This window comes from Flexivirga sp. (assembly GCF_035551235.1).
GTDB lineage: Bacteria > Actinomycetota > Actinomycetes > Actinomycetales > Dermatophilaceae > Flexivirga.
On the sequence record NZ_DASZNO010000047.1, the window covers coordinates 278,445 to 298,844 of the forward strand.

Here is a 20,400-nt window from a genome sequence, read left to right on the forward strand (position 1 = left end):
TTCGACGGAGGTATTGCTGGCTGAAGCCTGGCTCAGGCCTCGGCCTTCTCGGTCAGCACGATGTTGACGGTCTTGCGGCCGCGCTTGGCGCCGAACTCGACCGCGCCCGCGCGCAGCGCGAACAGCGTGTCGTCCTTGCCGCGACCGACACCCTCACCCGGGTGGAAGTGCGTGCCGCGCTGGCGAACGATGATCTCGCCCGCGTTGACGACCTCGCCGCCGAAGCGCTTCACGCCGAGCCGCTGTGCATTGGAATCGCGACCGTTGCGAGTCGACGATGCACCCTTCTTGTGTGCCATTTCTTAAGCCTTACGTGTTCGAAGTGGACGGATCGTGCCTGGTCAGGCGTTGATCTCGGTGACCTTGACCTGGGTCAGCGGCTGACGGTGACCCTGGCGCTTGCGGTAGCCGGTCTTGTTCTTGTACTTGATGATGGTGATCTTCGGGCCCTTGGCGGACTTCATCACCTCGGCCTTGACCGTGACCTTGGCCAGCTTGGCGGCGTCGGTGGTCACGGTGGTGCCGTCGACCAGCAGCAGCGGCTTGAGCTCGATGCTCTCGCCGGCGGCAACGGCCACCTTGTCAATGGTCAGGACGTCGCCCACGGAGACCTTCTCCTGGCGACCGCCTGCGCGAACAATCGCGTACACGTCGGAACTCTCTTTCGTCATGGATGCGCACTTGTCAGGGAACCGGCAGGCAGCTACCCCGGATGGACCGGGACGCCCGCGCGGTGGGCACACCGAGGCACGAGTTTACGGGCCGGGCCGGTGATGCTCCAAATCGGTGTCAGCTCATGACCGGCCACGACCGATCAGGTATGCCGGGCTCGTCCGACCAGGGTCTGGACCAGTACGACGACAAGCAGGAAGGCGCCGTTGGCGAAGTCGGAGGCGGCGGATCCGTATGACGACAGGTGCACACCGATGAGGTTCTGGATGATCGCCAGCAGCAGCACACCACAGACCGTGCCGATCACCGAACCGGCGCCGCCGGTCAGCAGGGTCCCTCCGATGATCACGGCCGCGATCGCCGTGAGCTCATAGCCCACCCCGATGTTCGTCACGCCAGACTCGAGGCGCGAGGCGTTCAGCATTCCGGCGGCGCCGGCGAGCGCGCCCGACAACACGTAGAGCAGCACCTTGGTGCGCTTCACGGGCAGCCCCATCAGCGTCGCGGCGTTCTCACTGCCGCCGATCGCGAACACCGTCTGACCGAACCTGCTGCGAACCAGGACCACTCCGCCGACGGCGAAGAAGGCGACGGCGGTCAGCACCGGAACCCAGGTGCCGTTGCCGAGCGCCGCGAACACGCTGCCCGACTTCACCGTGTAGGTCTTGGTGCCCTGATCCGAGATCCCTTGCAGCAGCCCGCGTGCGAACAACATGCCCGCGAGCGTGACGATGAACGGCGCCAGCCTTCCCTGGGCGATCAACAGGCCGTGCGCCAGCCCGATGAGTCCGCACACGAGCAGGGGTAGCAGGACCGCGACCAGCACTCCCCCGTGACCGGCACCCCATGCGGCGATCACACCGCCCAGTGCGAACACCGAACCCACCGAGAGGTCGATCCCGCCGGAGATGATCACGAACGTCATTCCGAGCGCGAGCAGTGAGACGTAGGCATTGCCGACCAGGACACTCTCGAAGTTGCCGGTCGTGGCGAAGCCGCCGGAGAAGATGCATGCGCCGGCGAAGACGAGCACCAGCGCGACCGGGCCCGCCTGCTCGCGGAACCGGTCCAGCGCCCGATCGCGCCCGGTTCTCGACTCCAGGGAGGGTGCCTGCGCCGATCCGTCCGCGGTGCTCATCGCCCGCTCCGTCCGCGCGCCGCGAAGACCGCCAACACGATGATCACTGCCTGCACCATCTGCTCCCACGAGGTCTGGATGTTGTGCTGGATCAGGGTCGCCTGCACCAGTTGCATGAAGATCGTGCCTGCGACGGTGCCGAGCACCGCGACCCGTCCACCGGACAACGGGGTGCCGCCGACCACCACCGCCGTGATCGCGTAGAGCTCGTACTGCAGGCCGTAGTTGGCCGGGTCGGCATACGCACCGTTGCCGGCGATGAACAGACCGGCGAGAGCGGCGAAGACGCCCGACAGGACGTAGACGGTGACCAGCACACGGCGCACCGGCAGCCCGGCGAGCGTGCTGGCCGCCGGGTTGTCGCCGATCGCCGACAGCTGACGCCCGAAGGTGGTCCGGCGCATCAGGAAGGCGACCACCAGCACGACCGCGAGCGCGATCCAGGTCATCAGCGGCAGCGTGAGCACCGTCTTGGTGCCGAGGTCGAGGACCGTCGGATCAGTGAGTGACTTCGCGGTCGCACCATTCATCATCACCGCCAGTCCTCGTAACCCGATCATCAGCGCGAGCGTCGCGACGATCGGTTGGACCCGCGCGAAGCCCACCATGGTGCCGCCGATCGCGCCCGACACCGCACCACCCAGTAGCGCGATCAGGATCGCCATCCACACGCCGTAACCGAGATAGAGCGGCAGCAGGGCCGACGTCAGCGCGATCACCGCACCGACGGACAGGTCGACACCCTCGGTACCGATCACCAGTGCCATGCCCAGCGCGGTCAGCAGGATCGGCGTCGCCTGGAACAGCTGCACCTTCAGGTTCGACGTGGTGATGAAATTCGGTGTCGCGACGGCGTTGAAGACCAGCAGCGCCGCGATCGCGGCATACACGCCGTATTTCTGCAGCCACGCCAGGGTGATCGCACCGTCGAGCCGAGGCTGCCGTTCCACGGAGATCTCAGTCATCGACGAGTCCTTCTGTTGAGGGCGCCTGCGCGAGCGCTTGCATCAAGCCGTCGGGGCTGATCTGGTCGCCATGCAATTCGTCGACCACTCGACCGTCCTTCAGGACGACCAGTCGTCCGACCCCACCCACGAGTTCATCGACGTCGGAGGAGATGAGGATGACGCTGAGGCCGTCCTTCGCGAGTTCCTCGATCACACCGGTGACCTCGGCCTTTGCGCCGACGTCTATCCCACGTGTCGGTTCGTCGAGCAACAGCACCTGCGGATGCAGGCAGAGCCAGCGGGCGAGCATCACCTTCTGCTGGTTGCCACCGGACAACTCACCGACGCGCTGCTCGGGGCTGGAGGCCTTGATCTTCAATCGGTCCATGTAATAGGAGACGATGTCGTGCTCACGGGAGCCGCGGATCACGCCACCGCTCGACACCGCCCGCAGCCCGGCCAGCGTGATGTTCTCGCGGACCGAGAGGCCGGGGATGATGCCCTCGGCCTTCCGGTCCTCCGGCAGCATCACGACCCCGGCGTCGATCGACGCGCGGATGGAGTTGCGGCGGATGGGTTTTCCGTGCACCCGCACCGATCCGGCCTCCGTGTGCAGCGCACCGGTGATCGCCTTCGCGGTTTCGCTGCGCCCGGCCCCGAGGAGACCGCCGAGGCCCAGGACCTCCCCCGGCCATACCTCCACCGACACGTCGTCCAGCCGGTGCCGAGCGGTCAGATGCTGTGCGTGCAAAGCCGATTCGCCTTCTCGCGTCTCGGGTTTCGCGGCCGATGCGGAAATCTGCAGGTCGGAAGCGTCGCGTCCGAGCATGAGTGACACCAACTCGAGACGCGGCAGTTTCGCGATCGGTCCGACGTGAACGACGGCGCCGTCGCGCATCACGGTGACGTTCTGCGCCACTTGGTACAGCTCATCCAGGCGATGGCTGACGTAGACGATGGCGATGCCGGAGCTCTTCAGTCGTTCGATGACCGAGAAGAGCGTCTCGACCTCTCGGCGCTCCAGCGACGACGTCGGCTCGTCCATGATGACGACCTTGGCGTCGATCTGGACCGCCCGCGCGATCGCCACCATCTGCTGCGCACCGAGGCCGAGCGTGTGCAACGGCCGGGTGGGGTTGACGTCGACGCCGAACTCCTTGAGCACCTGACGGGTCTCGGAGTTCATCCGCCGCGAGTCGATCACTCCCCACTTGCGCGGCTCCCGTCCGAGGAAGAGGTTGCGAGCCACGCTCATCAACGGAATGAGGTTGATCTCCTGATAGATCGTCGAGATCCCGGCCTGCTGCGCCTCCAAGGGACTGGCGAAATCGACCCGCCGGCCGTCATACCGGACCTCACCGCTGTCCGCGCTGTAGACGCCCGTCATGACCTTGATCAGGGTCGACTTGCCGGCACCGTTCTCACCGATGAGCGCATGCACCTCGCCCGGAGCCACCGCGAAATCCACGTTCTTGAGTGCCCGGACACCCGGCCATGACTTGGATACCCGCTCGACCTCGAGGACGTTGCTCGCGGATGTCACGTCGTCATCCTGCGCACTGCGTCGCGATGCCTCATCAATCAGTAGACGTCGCCGTTGGCGATCGCCTGTTTCGCGTTGGCCTGGGTGAAGTGGTGGTCCTTGATGATCGTCGGGTTGGCAACGCCCTTGCCGTTGTAGAAGTTGTCCAACGCGGTGAAGGCCAACGGCCCGAAGCGCGGATTGGTCTCCACATCGGCGACCATCTGACCGTTCGCGACCAGGTTCACACAGTCCTTGGTGCCGTCGATCGCCACCACCTTGATGTCCTTGCCCGGGACCTTGCCCGCCTGCCGGATCGCCTGAATGGCACCGAGCGCCATGGTGTCGTTCTCGGCATACACGCCGGTGATGCCCGGCTTGCTCTGCAGGATCTGCGCCATCACCTTCTGGCCGGTCGCCTGATCGAAGTTGGCGGTCTGGCTCGCAACGACCTTGATGCCGGGGTACTTCGCCTTGATCTGCGCGTCGAATCCCTTCGTCCGGTCGGTGGCGACGTTGTTGCCGGGCGTGCCCTGCAGAACGGCGACCTTGCCCTTCCCGCCCATCGCGGTGCCCAGGTCGTCCGCGGCGATCTTCGCCTGCCCGGCGAAGTCCGAGCCGATGAAGCCGATGAAGTCGGTGCACGCCTTGCCGGTCACCGTGCGGTCGATCGTCAGGATCGGGATGTGCTTGGCCTTCGCTGCCTTGAAGGCCGGCGCCAGGCCGCTGGAGTTCTCCGGCGCCACGATCAGCACCTTCGCACCCTGGGCGATCATGTCCTGTATGTCGGTGTTCTGCTTCGCGACGTTCGCGTTGGCGTTGCGCTGAATCAGTTTGATGCCAAGCTTTTTCGCTTGTTTCGTGATCGAGGCGGTCTCAGTCGCACGGAACGGGTTGCTGGTCGCCTCCGACTGCGAGAAGCCGACCGTGACCTTCTTCAGGTCCACCTTCGCAGCGCCATACTTCTGGACCGTGCACAGTGGGCCACTTGTCCCGGACGACGCGACCTGCTGCGCCGCGGCGGTGTCGTTCCCGCCGCTGCTGCCGGCCGCACTGGCGGCTCCGCCGCCTGACGACGCACTACTCGTGCAGCCCGCGATGCCCAGAGCGGCAACCGAGCACACTGCGGCCGACATCGCGCGTCGACCTGAGAGCTTCTGGACCATCGTTGACTCCTTGCTGAGCGCAAATGCGACATAATCGATCACTACAGATCAAAATCGATCTACTTCGTACATCGAAGTGAAGCGCATCACACTGATGCCGTCAATGGATTCCGGACAATTGGCCGACCTCCGAGGCGCGAAGGCTCCGGAGCGAACCTCCGTGCAGGAGAGCAGGATCCATTGGAAGACGGCTCGGTCTGTGTCATGCTCAGCGCGTGACCAGACCACCCACGTCGCCGCGGACGGCGAAACGTCCATGATCGCTGCTGAGCGAAGAGCGACCATTCTTGAGCTGATTCGTGCCCAGCACGTCGTCTCCTTGCAGGAACTGGTGTCCGCCACCGGAACGTCCGCAGCAACGGTGCGGCGCGATCTGCACGCACTCGAGGAGAGCGGCCTGCTCGACCGCCGCCACGGCGGCGCAGTGCTCCCGGGCGCGCTCGACGCCGAGCAGTCCTACCGGCAGAAGACCAAGATCGCGACGGACGAAAAGCACGCAATCGCTGCTGCCGCACTGGAATTCATCGATGACGGAGACGCGATCCTGCTCGGCGCGGGCAGCACGACGCACGAGCTCGCGCGGCGCCTGCGGGGACGCCACGACCTCACGGTGCTGACCAACTCACTCCTCGTCGCGCAGGCGCTGGCAAACACCGACGCCGAGGTCGTCATGACCGGTGGCACGCTCCGTGGCTCGACGTTCTCCCTCGTGGGTGAGGGAGCCGAGAGGAGCCTCGTGGGCATTCGGGTGCGCACGGCGTTCATCTCCGGCAACGGGCTGACCGCCACGCGGGGGCTGTCGACACCCAACATGCTGGTCGCCTCGATCGATCGCGCACTGGTCGCCACAGCGGGCGACGTCGTCGTCCTCGCGGATCACACCAAGGTCGGCATCGACACGATGTACCAGACCGTTCCACCGGATTCCATCTGTCGACTGATCACGGACGCTCACGCCGATGGTGCGGTAGTGCGCGAGCTACGGGCCGCCGGGGTCCAGGTGGACATCGCCGAGCCGACCGACTGATCCCCCGAGCTGATCCCCCACAGCGGCGGGACGACGAGAGGGGCGCACGCTCAGCGTGCGCCCCTCTCGCATCAGGTCATTCCGAGTCGGACTCGGAGCCCGAATCCGATTCCGATTCAGGTTCCGCGACTGGCGGACCGGCCGGAGCCACCACCCGCGCACGCTTCTTGCGCTTCGGCGTGGCCGGCTCGGGAACTGCCACCGGAGGTGCGGCGGGCTCGTCCGCTGCCGCTGCCGCCTCGGCGGCGGACACCGTCACGGCAGTCGTCGGCTCCGGTGTCGCCACGTGCTGCGCGGCACCCGCGGCCGACGTCGCCCGGCGCCGGGCGCGCCCGGTCATCTTGCGGGCCGGAGCGGCGGAGACTTCGGGTGCCGTGGGAGTCGTGGGCTCGTCCGTCGCCTCATCGGTGGCCGCAGCCGAACGCTGCATGCCGGCGCGACCGGTCACGACCGGGCCGTCAGCCTGCTTCCCGGCGCGCTTCTTGCCGCCACGAGCCTTCTTGCCGGTCCCGGCGGTGCTGTCCGCCGCAGCCGATTCGTCGGTCGTCGTGTCGGTCGAAGCGTCCGTCGACGTCTCGCCGACCGGTGCGGTATCGACGATCTCGGCGTCAGTGCCCTCGGTGGAAGTGGGGTCCTCGACGAGTGCGCCATCGTCGCCGGCCTTCCCGCCGGACTGAGCCGCAGCATGTGCGGCCGCGGCGATCTGGGCCGCGGTCGGGCCGGACGGCTTCGCCGGCTCCTCGGTCTGCTTCTTGGCCTTGCCCTTACGCGACTTGCTGCCGTTGTTGCCGCCGCTGCCGGTGTTGCCGGAGGGCTTGTCGACCGGGTCGGAATGCACGATGATTCCGCGGCCACCACAGTGCTCGCACGGCTCGGAAAAGACCTCGATCAGACCGGAGCCGACCCGCTTACGGGTCATCTGCACCAAGCCGAGCGAGGTGACCTCGGCGACCTGGTGCTTGGTGCGGTCGCGTCCGAGGCATTCGAGCAGCCGACGGACCACCAGATCGCGGTTGGACTCCAGCACCATGTCGATGAAGTCGACGACGATGATGCCGCCGATGTCGCGCAGTCGCAGCTGCCGCACGATCTCCTCGGCCGCTTCGAGGTTGTTCTTGGTGACGGTCTCCTCGAGGTTGCCGCCGGAGCCGACGAACTTGCCGGTGTTGACGTCGATCACCGTCATCGCCTCGGTGCGGTCGATGACCAGCGAACCGCCGCTGGGCAGCCAGACCTTGCGGTCCATGGCCTTGGCGAGTTGCTCGTCGATGCGGTGGACGGCGAAGGCGTCGTTCTCGCCCGTCCACTTCTCGAGCCGCTCCGCGAGATCGGGAGCGACCGAGCCGACGTAGTCGTGGACCTGGGACCAGGCCTTGTCACCGGCGACGACGAGCTTGCTGAAGTCCTCGTTGAACACGTCGCGGATGACACGGACGGTGAGGTCCGGCTCACCGTGCAACAGGCTCGGTGCGTTGGCGGACTTGGCGTCGGACTGGATCTTCTCCCACTGCTTCTGCAGGCGTTCGACATCGGCGCGCAGGTCGGCCTCGCTGGCGCCCTCGGCGGCGGTGCGCACGATGACACCGGCGTCGCTCGGCACGACCTCCTTGAGGATCTTCTTCAGTCGCGAACGCTCGGTGTCGGGCAGCTTGCGGGAGATCCCGGTCATCGAGTTGCCGGGCACGTAGACCAGGAAGCGTCCGGGCAACGAGACCTGGCTGGTCAGCCGGGCGCCCTTGTGACCGATCGGGTCCTTGGTCACCTGCACGAGCACCGTGTCGCCGCCCTTCAGGGCGTTCTCGATGCGCTTGGCCTGGCCGTTCTCGAGGCCTGCGGCGTCCCAGTTGACCTCACCGGCATACAGGACGGCGTTGCGGCCGCGGCCGATGTCGACGAACGCGGCTTCCATGCTGGGCAGGACGTTCTGGACCTTGCCGAGGTAGACGTTGCCGGCCATCGAGGCCTGCTGGACCTCGCGCGAGACGTAGTGCTCGACCAGCACGCCGTCCTCCAGCACGCCGATCTGGGTGCGGCCGGCCTTCTCGCGGACGACCATCTGGCGGTCGACGCTCTCGCGACGGGCGAGGAACTCGGCCTCGGTGATGACGGTGCGGCGCCGGCCGGCCTCGCGGCCCTCGCGACGGCGCTGCTTCTTGGCCTCCAACCGGGTGGAGCCCTTGATCGCGGTGACCTCGTCGCGCTCCTTGCGCGGCTCGCGCACCTTGGTCACGGTGCCGGGCGGGTCGTCGCCCTCGGTCGCCGCACCACTGCGGCGGCGACGGCGGGTCCGGCGGCGACCGTTGCCCTCGGACTGGGAGTCGGAGTCGTCGCCGTCGTCCGAGTTGTCCGGGCCGGAGCCGGCGGCGGCATCGGCGTTCTTGCTCCTCGAGTTGTCGGAGCGCTTGTCCGAACCACCCTTGTCGCCGGCGTTCTTGTCGTTCGTGTTCTTGTCAGAGCCCTTGTCGGAGCCCTTGTCGGAGCCCTTGTCGGAGCCGCCCTTGTCGGCGTTGTCCGAGTTGTTGTCGGTGTCGCCCTGATTGTCGCCCTGGTTGCGGCGACCACGTCCGCCGCGGCGGCGCGAGCGGCCGGCACCCTGGGCGTCGGCATCGTCGTCGCGGTCGTTGTCCCTGTCGTTGCCCCGGTCATTGCCTCGGTCATTGCCCCGGTCGTTGTCAGCGTCCGAGCCGGAACCACGCTGTGCGTCGTCGTCCTGCTGTGCCTGCTGCTCGCGCTCGGGCTCACGGCGCGGTGCGCGAGCCTGCAGGTCGGGCGCCTGGAAGAGCAGGCCGAAGTTCATCGCGGAGGAGGTCTCGATCGGTGCCGAGGCGGTGTTGCCGCCTTCTGCGGTTGATTCCGCTGCGGGTGCCAGGAACGGATTGGTGTCTTGCGGGGCCATGGCCCTCGTTTCTTCCTCAGCATGCGGGTGACCCACAACGAGGCAGTGCCTGCACACCCGCATGTTGCGGTTGGCCGCCGCTCACGGTCGAACGTTCGCCGTGGCGACGCGAAAGTCGTCTGTTACGTCATGCCGTCAGGTTCGCGTCGTATCGCGGGCACCTGATCAGTCAGACGCCGTCGGTCCTGCACTCGGCTGGTCGCGAAATCTCGCGGGCTCGAGTAACTGCCAACGGGGCGTCGGGCAGGTTGTGGCACTGCCGACGACCGATCTCATTGTCGCACACAATCGCCGGTCGGCCGACGACTCGGACCGCTCGGGCGTGCGCAGAGGCCGCCCGAACCCGGTGCTGCGCGGCCTCTGCGCGGGACCCACGACGACGCCGGGTTGACGCCGGGTTCAGGGCAGCCGCGCAGCCTCGGCCATCGGCATCACCCGGCAGCCGAGTTTCGGGTGCATGGCGTTCGCCTCGCGAAAAACCGCTTGCCTCGCCGGGAGTGTTGCGGCCGGCCATCCAGTTGTGCCGAGTGTCATCGGGTCAGCTGGCGGTCGGCGCCGGCGCGACCCCGTTCTTGCCGGTCAGCTTGGCGTCCCCGAGGGCTATGGCCGATCCGCAGATGTCGACCTCCTTGGTCGTGAACTTGATGATCAGGCTGCTGCGGCCCTTGACCGAGATGTTCGGGATCTTCGTCGGCGCGTCGCGCAGCTTCATGTCGCCCGACGGCCAGAGCAGCGTCTGGTCGCCATAGATCTGGACCGAGCCGGCCGAGCCCTCCTCACCGTCGTCGGGAATGCCCGCGAAGCCACTCAGTGTCTCCCACTTGCCGTCGAGCGACCAGGAGAAGGTCTGGCTCTTCGTGCTGCCCGTGTCGTAACCGCAGGAATCGGCGACGAGGGCGCCGGCATACGGCTTGCCGCCGATCGTGATGTCGTCGACCTTCGGGGCACTGCTACTGCTCGCCTCCAGGTCGGCGAGGCTCTGCGTCACCTTGCCGGGCGCGGAGTCGTCCGTCTCGGCACCACCCGGCGTGGTCCCGCCCGCGGTCGAGGTCGCCGCCTCGGGAGTGGACGACTGCGCCTCGGCAGGTGTCGTCTCCTGCGTCGGCGTCGCCTTGCCCGCGGCCGTCGACTGCCCGGCACCGGCCGAGGGTCCGGCCGCGTCCTTCTTCGAGTCGTCCCGGCTGAAGAGGAAGTACCCCGCGACCAGCGCGATGACCAGGACGCCCGCGACCGCTCCGAGGATCGCCGGTAGCTTGCTCTTACCGGTGCCGCTGGACCCGGACGGTGGACTCTGGTGAGCGTTCGCCGGACCGCCCCAGCCGCCCGCGCCGGCCGCGGCTGCCGGATGGGCGAGCTGCGTCTCGCGGGAGTGGGTATCCGAGCGAGTGTCGACGCCGGAGGTGGGCGCGGTCGACGCGGCTCGGGTCGGATCACCTTGGTGCTGCATAAGATTCGCGACGTGCGTGGTGGCCTGGTCGACCCGCCCCGCCAGAGCCTCGCGCAGTGCGTGGCCGAGCTCCGCACAGGAACCGAACCGCAGGCCGGGATCCTTCGCCAGTCCCCGTCGTACGACTGCATCGACCGCCGGCGGCAGCCCGGTGTGCTGCAGCGACGCCGGCTGGCTCATCAGGTGGGCGCGGATCATCGCACTCGTCGTGGTCATGTCGAAGGGGCGGCGGCCGGTCAGGCACTCGTACATGACGCATGCCATCGCGTATTCGTCCACGGCAGGCGTCAGCTCGCCGTCGTCGAAGCGCTCCGGCGCCATGTAGCTCATCGAGCCGACAGCGGTGCCGGTGCTGGTCAGCCTGGTCTCGTCCTGCTGCGCGGCGATCCCGAAGTCGGTGAGATAGGGAAAGCCCCTCTCGGTGACCAGGATGTTCTCCGGTTTCACGTCACGGTGCAGCAGGCCCTGCGCGTGCGCGGTGTCGAGTGCCGAGCCGATCGCGCCGACCAGGTCAGCCGTCTCGTGCGGGGGCATCGCTCCGGCCTTCAGCCGTGCCCGCAGGTCGCTGCCCTCGACCAGCGCCATCTCGATGTAGAGCACACCGTCGATCTCGCCGTAGTCGTGGATCGGCACGACGTGCGGGTCATTCAGATTGGCCGCGATGTGCGCCTCCCGGCCGAAACGGGCCCGGAAACGCGGGTCACTCGACAGCGACTTCGGCAGCAGCTTCAGCGCGATGATCCGTCCCTTGCGGCTGTCACGCGCCCGGTAGACCTCGCCCATCCCGCCCCGACCGATCAGGCCGAGGATCTCGTACGGCCCGAACTTCCCGGGCGCTGGTGGTTGGTTGCTCATCCCTCTGGTCATCCTCCCGTTGGTGTCCGGCACCGACTGTGACGGGTGGTGACCGAACATGACCTCACGCAGAGAGGAACCTCTCGCTCCCCTGCAGTCGCACGATACCGACTCCGGTGTGCAGCGAGAGCGATCCGCGGCCACGCATCTCAGCGCAGCGGGTCGCCGATCGCGCCGTCCTCCTGCAAGGGGCCCTGGCTCAGTCGGATGACCTGCGGCGGGCGTGCCGGGCGGAGTGCGCCATACGTCGTGAGAGCGGTGAGCACGTCGTCGGGACGTACCAGTGGGGTCAGGTGCCGCAGCACCAAGGTGATCCGCGGGCCGTCGACGGTGAGTGCGGCGATCGCCGACCGGACGTCGAACTCCCGCTCGCCGCGCTTGGTCATCCGCGAGACCGTCGCGTCGTCCCTGGCAAGCAGGGCCTGCGTGGCCGTCGCCACGGCACCCGCCTCCGCGGTATCGAAGTCCAGTTGCCAGCAGCTGGCCTCCAGCCGGTCCGCGAGTGCTCCCGGCAACGACTCGGCCACGTCCAGGATCACCAGGTCGGCCGGCAACGCACTGTCGAGATCGGTGCGCAGCTGCTCCGGCTCGCACGCCGTGGTCAGCTGGATCTCGAAGTACTCGGCCTCGCTCGCCGTGCCGGTCGGTGCGGCGTTGGCGTAGCTGATCCGCGGGTGCGGATGGAAGCCGGCCGAGAACGCCACCGGGACCTGCGCGCGGCGCACCGCACGCTCCAGCGCCCGCTGGAAGTCGCGTGTGGAGGAGAATCGCAACCGGCCGCGCTTGGCGTAGCGCACGCGGAGCCGTTGCACTGCGGGATCCGGAGCGGGTCCTTCAGGAACACGTTGTTTGGCCACCGGGACAAGGTAATGGTCCGGCGTCCGGTGTTCTCTACGCTGGCCGGATGACGGGTCGGGCGGAGCGTGCTGGGTTGTGGCGCGCGGCGGCATACGCGATGGCTCTGTTCGTGGCGATCCGGCTGCTCGGGGTCGCCATTTTGGAGGTCGTGCTGCGGGTGCGTGACGCGGGATCCTTGCACCACATGCTGACCCGGTATGACGGGCAGTGGTATGCCGGGATCGCCGAAAATGGTTATGGCACAACGATTTCGGCGCATGACGGGTTGCATTCCGATTATGCGTTCTTCCCGCTGTTGCCGTTGCTGGAGCGCGCGGTGCACGCGGTGGTTCAGCTGCCGTTCGCCGATCTGGGGATGGCGATCAACTGGGTTGCATCGCTGATCGCCGCAGCAGGTGTGTATGCCGCCACCCAGCGCGGCACCGATCGCCGGACGGCGACCATCGCGACGGTGCTGTGGGCGATCTATCCCTACGCGATCGTGCTGTCGATGTCCTACACGGAGGGCCTGTTGTGTGCGCTCGCGGCCTGGGCGCTCTGGGCGGTCGCGGACCGGCGGTGGCTGCTTGCCGGAGTGCTGGCGGCGTTCGCGGGGCTGACCCGGCCGACCGGTGCGGCCGTCGTCGCGGCAGTGTGTGTGGCGGCGCTCGTTGCCGGCATACGGGGTCGGGCGCCGTGGCGGCGAGTGGTGCTGACAGTCGTCGTGGCACCGCTGGGACTGGCGGGCTATCTGGCGTATGTCGCCGTGCGCCGGCACGAGCTGATGGGCTATTTCCACGCCACCGAGGGCTGGGCCCGCAGCTGGGACAGCGGACGTTATTTCGCGGACTGGGTGTCGGGATTGGTGCGCTCAGGTGGGCTCGAGAGCGTCAAGGGCGTCGGCCTTGTCGTGCTCCTGCTCGGCATGGTGTGGCTGATCTGGAAGGGCGCCCGCGACGGACTGCCGCTCGCCTACACGGTGTTCAGCCTCGTGCTGTTGCTGATGACGATCGGCACATCCGGATACTTCGGCTCCCGGCCGCGTTACCTGTTGCCCGCCTTCACCATGCTCATCCCGTTCTCGGCCTGGCTGGCACGCTTCCGGCCGTCGCTGCGCATCCCGATCGCCGTGCTGCTCGCCGTTGGTATGGCGGTCCTCGGCGGCTACGCGCTCACCACCGGCGCGCCCTGACGCGTGTTGCGCGTGCGCGAGGAGACCCGGCGGCTGGTCCAGCGAATCGGCCAGGAGGAATTCGGCGGCGCCTCGGCCGACCGATTCCGCCGCTATGCGCCCGAGATCGCACTGTCCGCCAGGTCCGCGGGTGGCGAGGTGGTCGTCCGACCGAACCTGTGGAACGGAACGGAGCGCCAGCGGAGTGCAGTGGAGGGCGTTCGGGCGGATGGCCGCCTCGGCACCCACCAAGGCGACCACAGACAGCGCGGGACCTCGAGACGCTCGTTCCTCGCTCCTCGGCCACCGGTGCGGGTCAGCGCCGGCCGGCGAGCGACATACGGCGTGACGCAACAGCCTTCCGGCGGGCGCCGATCACCGTGACGACGGCGACCATGCAGAGCGCCATGATGACCGCGGCGGTCACGAACGTGTGCCCGAGACCGGAGACGAAGGCGTCGCGGGCGGCGTCGCGAACCGGCCCGCCGAATTGCGTTGCCGCACCGACGGATTCACGCGCGGCGCCGGCGATCCGCTCGGACCCTGGCGGCAGATCGAGTGCGGACCGGTAGCCGCCACTGAGGACGCTTCCGAGCACCGCGATGCCGAGCGCACCGCCGACCTCACGGGCCACGTCGTTCATGGCGGAGGCCACTCCCTGCTCCGCCTCGGGCAGCGAGTCGGTGATGCTCGCGGTGGCGGGCGTCATACCCCAGCCCATGCCGGTGCCGCCGACCCACAGCAGCACCGCGATCACCCAGTAGTGGGTGTCGGTCCCTGCGGTGGACAGGCCGGCCATCGCAATGGCCACGAGCGTCATACCGGCGCCACAGAGGATGCGGACACCCACCCGCCCCACCAGGTATGGCGCCACCCGCGCGCCGGGCAGCAGCCCGAGGGCGACCGGCGCTGCGGCGCAGGCGGCGACCAGCGGTGACCAGCCGCGGACGAACTGCAGGTACTGCATGAAGACGAAGATGAAGCCGAAGAAGACGAAGAACAACGACGACACGGTGAGCATCCCGGCCGCGAACCCGCGGCGTCCGAAGAGCCGAACATCCAGCAACGGCGCACTGTTTCGTAGCTCCCAGGCAGCAAAGGCGACGAGAACCACGACACCGGCCGCCAGGCCGCCGACCGTGCGCCCACTCCCCCAGCCCTCGATCGGCGCCTCGATGATCGAGTAGACCAACAGTCCGAGTCCGGCGACGGAGAGGACGGCGCCGCCGAGGTCGAAGCTGCCGAGCTCGGGCGCTCGGGACTCCGGCACGAGGCGCACGGTCAGCGCTGTCGCCACTGCGGCGACCACGACGGTGAACCAGAAGATCGACTGCCAGGCGAACCAGTGCAGCAACAACCCGGAGGCGAAGAGGCCGAGAACCGCACTACCACCTGCCAATCCGGCCCAGATCGCGACGCCGCGCACGCGCTCCGCCGGTGGGAACGTCGCGGTGATCGTCGACAGTGTGGCCGGCATGATCATGGCGGCGGCGACGCCCATCACGACACGAATACCGATGAGCGCGCCCGGGCTGGTGACGAGCGCGCCCGCGGCTGCCGCAGCGACGATCAGACCGAGACCACCGAGCAGGACCCGACGGCGCCCGAGGCGGTCGCCGAGGTAGCCGCCGGGCAGCAGCAGCGCGGCGAAGGTCAGGGCGTAACCGTCGACGATCCAGGACAATTGCGTCTGCGACGCCCCTGTATGGCGGGCGACGTCCGGCAGCGCCACCATCAACGACGACACGGCGGACACCACCGTGGCGAGCCCGACACACACGGCGACCAGTGCGCCCTTGGTGCGATCCGTGACGGTGCGATCCATGACGGTGCTATCCATGACCAAACCCTTCGTTGTCGCGCGGTCCGCGTTGATCGCGCTGCCTCCAACGCTGCGGCTCCGAACGCGATAGCTTCAACGGTGATGAATAATTCGCGGGGTCGCCGAGCCGGTAAGCCGGACACGCGCGCGCAGATCCTCGATGCAGCGCGCGAGGCGTTCCTGAACGGCGGGTATGCCGCCACGTCGATGCGTTCGATCGCGGCCGCCGCGGGTGTCGATGTCGCGCTGCTGAGCTACCACTTCTCCTCCAAACAGGGCCTTTTCGCGGCGGCGATGGAGTTGCCGGTGCGCCCGGGTGAGCTCATCGAGCACGCGTTGGACGCGCCCCTCGAGCAGTGGCCGGGACGGATCCTGCGGACCGTGCTGCGGGTCTGGGACGACCCCGACATGGGTCCCGTGCTCGTGCAGACCGTCATGGCGACGGTTGCGCGCGAGAGCGGTACGAGTGGCTTTGTTGAATTTCTGGAGACCGAGTTGCTCGGCCGGCTGCGTGGTCGCCTCGCCGGTCGCGACGCCGACGCCCGTGCGACCGGGGTGCTGATGACGATCGCCGGCCTGCTGATGACCCGCTACGTGCTCAAGGTCCCGACGATGGCCAACGCGTCGCCCGAGGAGATCGTGCGGATCGCCACGCCGGGTATCGCCATACACCTGCGCGGGGCGCGGTTGCGCGAACCGTCCGGCACCTAGGCTGATGCGCGTGGAGCTGGAATTCGACGCGGAGATCATCGAATGGCGGGGCCCTGCGCCATACCTTTTCGCGGCGCTGCCGCCCGAGCAGGCCGACGACCTCGCGCAGATCTCGCGCGACGTGACCTACGGCTGGGGCTGCATCCCGGCGACTGGGCGGATCGGGGGCACCGAGTTCACGACCTCGCTCTTCCCTCGCAACGGTGGCTACCTGGTCCCGGTGAAGGTCGCCGTCCAGCGCGCGGAGGGCGTCGGCCTCGGTGACGTCATACATCTGGAGCTGACGGTGGGTTAGCCCCCACCCAACGAACACAAGCGGCCCGTTCCATTCACCGGCGCGGCGTGTCCGTCGTTGACAACGTTGTCACCCTGCCGGAGACTGCCAGCGACCCGACGGCCGCCGTGGACCGTCAGTGCACCAGGAAGGCCTCACGACGATGTCGGACCACAGCACGACGGACGCACCCACCGCCCACCCGGGAGGCGCAGGCCTCAGCCGCCGCCGCTTCCTCGGGGCCAATGCCACCGTGCTGGCGACGGTCGCGCTCGCCGCAGCAGCGGCGTCGGCGGCTCGCGCGGCGGGGCGCGGCAACCCGGCGCTTGCGGGCGCCGACCTCGCGGCGTACCGACCCGTCTCGGTCTCGTCCACGGCCCTCGCACCTGCTGCGCCCGAGTTCGCCGTCGACGGGCTGAGCGAGGTCGGGGTGAAGGGCACGGGCTGGCGCGCCGGGGACGGCGCGGGGCAATGGATCGCCGTCGACCTGCAGGGGCTCTGCTCGGTCACCGGCGTTCGCGTGACGTTCGAGGCGAAGGAGGGCGACCCGGCGTTCGAGCCGACTCCCGGCGACAACCCACGCAGCGGCACGACGGGCTGGGAGATCCTCTCGAGCTACGCGAGCGCGTTCGTGATCCAGACGTCGCGCGACGGGAAGTCCTGGTCCACGGCCCGCAGCGTCACCGACTCGTCGGGCGGCGTCGTCGATGTCGTGCTCGACACTCCCGTGACGGCCCGCTGGGTCCGGTTGCGCTCGAACACCCTCTCGACCACGAACCCGCTCGGCGTGAATGGTTTCGCCGTCCACGGGACGGCCCGCGGCCACCGTCCCCGGGCGACCGGATGGACCGACTGGCCGACCGACCACCGTCCCGCACCGGCGCTTCGCGTCGCCGACGACGGCACCGTTCCGGTCGAGTCGGGCTGGCGCCTGACCCTCGACGAGCGCGTGGGCGACGCGGACGGTGCAGCGTTGTCGTCGCGCGGCGTCGACACGAGCGGCTGGCTCCCCGCCACGGTGCCGGGGACGGTGCTCGCCACGCTCGTCGAGCGAGGGCTGCTGCCCGAACCGGTCTTCGGTCTCGACAATCTGCACGTGCCCGAGGCGCTGTCTCGGCACGCGTGGTGGTACCGACGCGAGCTGACCCTGCCGCACGGGCTGGACACCGGCCGCGGGCGGCACGTCTGGCTCGAGCTCGACGGCGTCAACCACGAGGCCGAGCTGTGGCTCAACGGCACGCGGCTGGGCACGTTGAGCCACCCGTTCGCGCGCGCGTCGTACGACGTCACCGACGCGCTCGAGGCACACGGGAGCCAGGTGCTCATCGCCCGGCTGAGCCCGATGCCGAAGCCCGGCAGCCCCGGCGACAAGGGGCCCGACGGCTCGGCATACACCGACGCAGGCTCCGACCTGGTGAACCAGGCATCGCCGACCTGGCTGTCCGTGACCGGATGGGACTGGATGCCCGCCGTTCGTGACCGCGCCACCGGTATCTGGAACCATGTGCGGCTGCGGTCGACGGGTGCCCTCGTCGTCGGCGACCTGCGGATCGACACGACGCTCCCGGACCTGCCCGACCTCTCCGTCGCCGAGCTGGCCGTCACGGTGCCGGTGACCAATGCGGACGACGTCGCCCGCACCGCCCGGGTTCGAATCGCGCCCCTGCCGGGCGTCAGCGCAACCCGGACGGTGACCGTCCCCGCGGGTGGGAGCGTCGACGTCAAGTTCACGCCCGACGACGATCCAGCGCTCCGTGTCCGCAACCCCGAGCTGTGGTGGCCCAACGGCTACGGCGACCCGGCGCTGCACGACCTCGTCGTCACGGTCACGGACCGAAACAAGATCAGCGACACCCGGACGATCCGCTACGGGATCCGCCAGTTCGGCTACGCCTTCGGCGCGCCGCTCGCGCCGCCCGCCGGCTCGGACCGCGTCGCCCAGACCGTCGACCTCGGGAGCACGACCGCCCGGTACGTGCGCATCTACGCCGATTCGCGCGCCAGCATGTGGGGCGTGTCCATGTGGACACTGTCCGTCCTGGACGCCGGCGGCACCGACCTCGCCCGGGGCAAGCCGGTGGAGGCATCCTCCGTCGACCAACCGGGCCACGAGGCGCCGAACGCGGTCGACGGCAACCCGTCGACGCGGTGGTCGTCCAACTACACCGACGGCCAGTGGATCCGCGTAGACCTCGGGAGTGCGACGACATTCGAGCGGGTCACGATCGAGTGGGAGACGGGACTCGCCGCGAAGTTCCGCGTCCAGACCTCGCCCGACGGCGACTCCTGGACCGACGTGAAGTCCGTCGACAACGGCGCCACACCACTGCAACTCAGTGTCAATGGCACCAAGGTGCTGTGCCGAGGCGGGAACTGGGGCTGGGACGAGCTCCTACGCCGAGGGCTTGACGGCCGGCTCGAGGCGATGGTCCGCATGCACCGGCACATGAACTTCACGATGATCCGGGTGTGGCTCGGCACGAGCAACCGCGAGGAGCTGTACCGGCTCTGCGACGAGAACGGCATCCTCGTCTGGAACGACTTCCCGCTCGCCTGGCTCCTCGACCCGCCCGACCACGCGCTGTTCCTCGCCCAGTGCCGCGACACGGTCCTGCGCTACCGGACCCACCCGTGCCTCGCGGTCTGGTGCGGGGCCAACGAGGGGACGCCGCCTGCCGAGGTCGACAACGGGCTGCGGGCCGCGGTCCGGGAACTCACACCGCTGCTGTACCAGAGCAACTCACGCGAGGGAATCGTCTCGGGCGGCGGTGCGTACTGGCACGTCTCCCCCGACCAGTACTACACGGGCGGCGGGACGTGGAACAGCTTCGGGTTCCACACGGAGGTCGGGATCCCGACCGTTTCCGTGGCCGCGAGCATGCGCAATCTCGTCGGCGCGGGGCAGGAGTGGCCGCCCGGCGACGCTTGGTTCCTCCACGACTGGGCGACCAAGGGCGCGGCCGGCGTGTCCGCTTATCGCGACGTCATCGAGAAGCAGTTCGGCGACGCGACCGACCTCGACGACTTCTGCACCAAGGCGCAGCTCGTCAACTACGAGGGCATGCGGGCCATGTTCGAGGCATGGAACTCCAAGCTCTTCGAGCCGGCCTCCGGTCTCCTCTTGTGGATGAGCAACCCCGCCTGGCACTCCACCGTCTGGCAGACCTACGACTACGACCTCGACGTCAACGGCAGCTACTACGGCGCGCGGAAGGGCTGCGAGCCGCTCCACGTCCAGGCCGACGCCACCGACTGGACGCTCCGTGTCACCAACCACACGACGACGGCGCTGCGCGGCGCGCGCGTGCGCGCCGAGGTCCTCGGGCTGGACGGTCGGGCGCTCTCGGATCCGGTCACAGAGGACGTGACGGTCGGCCCGTCGGCGACGAAGGCGCTGTCGAAGGTGCCGTTCGATTCCGATCTGCCCGCCGCGCACCTGCTGCGGCTCCGGCTGACCGACGCCCACGGCGCGCTCGTCTCCGAGAACGTCTACTGGCGCTACCGCAAGGACGAGGACCTACGCGCGCTCGGTTCGATCGGGCGGGCGAGGCTCACGGCGCGAGCGTCGTGGCGGCGGTCGTCGGGCACGGGTCAGGTGACCGTCCGGAACGTCGGGTCGACGGTCGCGGCGATGGTCCGTGTGTCGCTGCGCGACCGGGTCTCGGGCGAGCGTGTGCTGCCGGTTCTCGCGAGCGACAACTACGTGTGGCTGCTGCCGGGCGAATCGCGCACCCTGGCGCTCGAGAGCGCCGGCTGGACCCGGAACGAGCCGTCCGTCGACGTGGTCGTCGAGGGGTACAACGTCAAGACCTTCACGGCCCGCCCAGCACTCTGAGGGCGTCGGCCGCGGTGACGTCATACACGTGCAGTTGACGATCGACACGACAGAGCTCGACAACTGAAGCGGCGCACGCG

At 68.6% G+C, this 20,400-nt stretch carries 15 protein-coding genes; 5 read left to right on the top strand and 10 right to left on the bottom strand.

What is annotated here, in order from left to right:
• Positions 1-32: 32 nt before the first annotated feature.
• The 6 genes from rpmA to VG502_RS17965 all read right to left on the bottom strand — a co-directional run bounded on the left by rpmA (position 33) and on the right by VG502_RS17965 (position 5,445).
• Positions 33-299 (bottom strand): 50S ribosomal protein L27, encoded by a 267-nt coding sequence (rpmA, locus tag VG502_RS17940; protein ID WP_325551445.1) that lies wholly within the window; start codon positions 297-299, stop codon positions 33-35.
• A 42-nt stretch (positions 300-341) separates the two neighbouring features.
• Positions 342-650 carry a 50S ribosomal protein L21 gene (gene rplU / locus VG502_RS17945; RefSeq protein WP_325551446.1) on the bottom strand — a complete coding sequence of 103 codons (309 nt, stop codon included), beginning with the start codon at positions 648-650 and terminating at the stop codon, positions 342-344.
• A gap of 164 nt (positions 651-814) precedes the next feature.
• Positions 815-1,810, bottom strand: a complete 996-nt coding sequence (locus VG502_RS17950) for an ABC transporter permease (RefSeq protein WP_325551447.1) — start codon at positions 1,808-1,810, stop codon at positions 815-817.
• Positions 1,807-2,775, bottom strand: a complete 969-nt coding sequence (locus VG502_RS17955; protein ID WP_325551448.1) for an ABC transporter permease — start codon at positions 2,773-2,775, stop codon at positions 1,807-1,809. Before VG502_RS17955 ends, VG502_RS17950 begins: the two co-directional genes overlap by 4 nt.
• Positions 2,768-4,300, bottom strand: a complete 1,533-nt coding sequence (locus VG502_RS17960) for a sugar ABC transporter ATP-binding protein (protein WP_325551449.1) — start codon at positions 4,298-4,300, stop codon at positions 2,768-2,770. Before VG502_RS17960 ends, VG502_RS17955 begins: the two co-directional genes overlap by 8 nt.
• A gap of 38 nt (positions 4,301-4,338) precedes the next feature.
• Entirely contained in the window at positions 4,339-5,445 is a 1,107-nt protein-coding gene (locus tag VG502_RS17965) for an ABC transporter substrate-binding protein (RefSeq protein WP_325551450.1), read from the bottom strand.
• Positions 5,446-5,701: 256 nt separating this feature from the next.
• Between VG502_RS17965 and VG502_RS17970 the strand changes: the two genes are divergently transcribed.
• Complete coding sequence (locus tag VG502_RS17970; RefSeq protein WP_325551451.1) at positions 5,702-6,472, top strand: DeoR/GlpR family DNA-binding transcription regulator; 771 nt, start codon at positions 5,702-5,704, stop codon at positions 6,470-6,472.
• Between the two features lie 76 nt (positions 6,473-6,548).
• On the opposite strand, the gene VG502_RS17975 is transcribed toward VG502_RS17970, so the two are convergent.
• From VG502_RS17975 to VG502_RS17985, 3 genes are all read right to left on the bottom strand, one after another.
• On the bottom strand, positions 6,549-9,269 hold the full coding sequence (locus VG502_RS17975) for an Rne/Rng family ribonuclease (RefSeq protein ID WP_414655758.1): 2,721 nt from the start codon (positions 9,267-9,269) through the stop codon (positions 6,549-6,551).
• Between the two features lie 637 nt (positions 9,270-9,906).
• Positions 9,907-11,670 (bottom strand): protein kinase domain-containing protein, encoded by a 1,764-nt coding sequence (locus VG502_RS17980; RefSeq protein ID WP_325551453.1) that lies wholly within the window; start codon positions 11,668-11,670, stop codon positions 9,907-9,909.
• Between the two features lie 149 nt (positions 11,671-11,819).
• Positions 11,820-12,482, bottom strand: a complete 663-nt coding sequence (locus VG502_RS17985; protein WP_325551454.1) for a TIGR03936 family radical SAM-associated protein — start codon at positions 12,480-12,482, stop codon at positions 11,820-11,822.
• Positions 12,483-12,574: 92 nt separating this feature from the next.
• On the opposite strand from VG502_RS17985, the gene VG502_RS17990 reads away from it, so the two are divergent.
• Positions 12,575-13,699 (top strand): glycosyltransferase family 39 protein, encoded by a 1,125-nt coding sequence (locus VG502_RS17990; protein ID WP_325551455.1) that lies wholly within the window; start codon positions 12,575-12,577, stop codon positions 13,697-13,699.
• 295 nt (positions 13,700-13,994) lie between these two features.
• Here the strand turns inward: VG502_RS17990 and VG502_RS17995 are convergent, their stop codons facing one another.
• A complete protein-coding gene (locus tag VG502_RS17995) occupies positions 13,995-15,518 on the bottom strand; it encodes an MFS transporter (RefSeq protein WP_325551456.1) in 1,524 nt (507 codons plus the stop codon).
• 84 nt (positions 15,519-15,602) lie between these two features.
• Here VG502_RS17995 and VG502_RS18000 point away from each other — a divergent pair, with 84 nt between their 5' ends.
• The 3 genes from VG502_RS18000 (at position 15,603) to VG502_RS18010 (ending at position 20,320) form a co-directional block, all read left to right on the top strand.
• A complete protein-coding gene (locus VG502_RS18000) occupies positions 15,603-16,211 on the top strand; it encodes a TetR/AcrR family transcriptional regulator (RefSeq protein ID WP_325551457.1) in 609 nt (202 codons plus the stop codon).
• A gap of 4 nt (positions 16,212-16,215) precedes the next feature.
• Complete coding sequence (locus tag VG502_RS18005; RefSeq protein ID WP_414655756.1) at positions 16,216-16,506, top strand: DUF1905 domain-containing protein; 291 nt, start codon at positions 16,216-16,218, stop codon at positions 16,504-16,506.
• Positions 16,507-16,648: 142 nt separating this feature from the next.
• On the top strand, positions 16,649-20,320 hold the full coding sequence (locus tag VG502_RS18010; RefSeq protein WP_325551459.1) for a discoidin domain-containing protein: 3,672 nt from the start codon (positions 16,649-16,651) through the stop codon (positions 20,318-20,320).
• Positions 20,321-20,400: the final 80 nt, after the last annotated feature.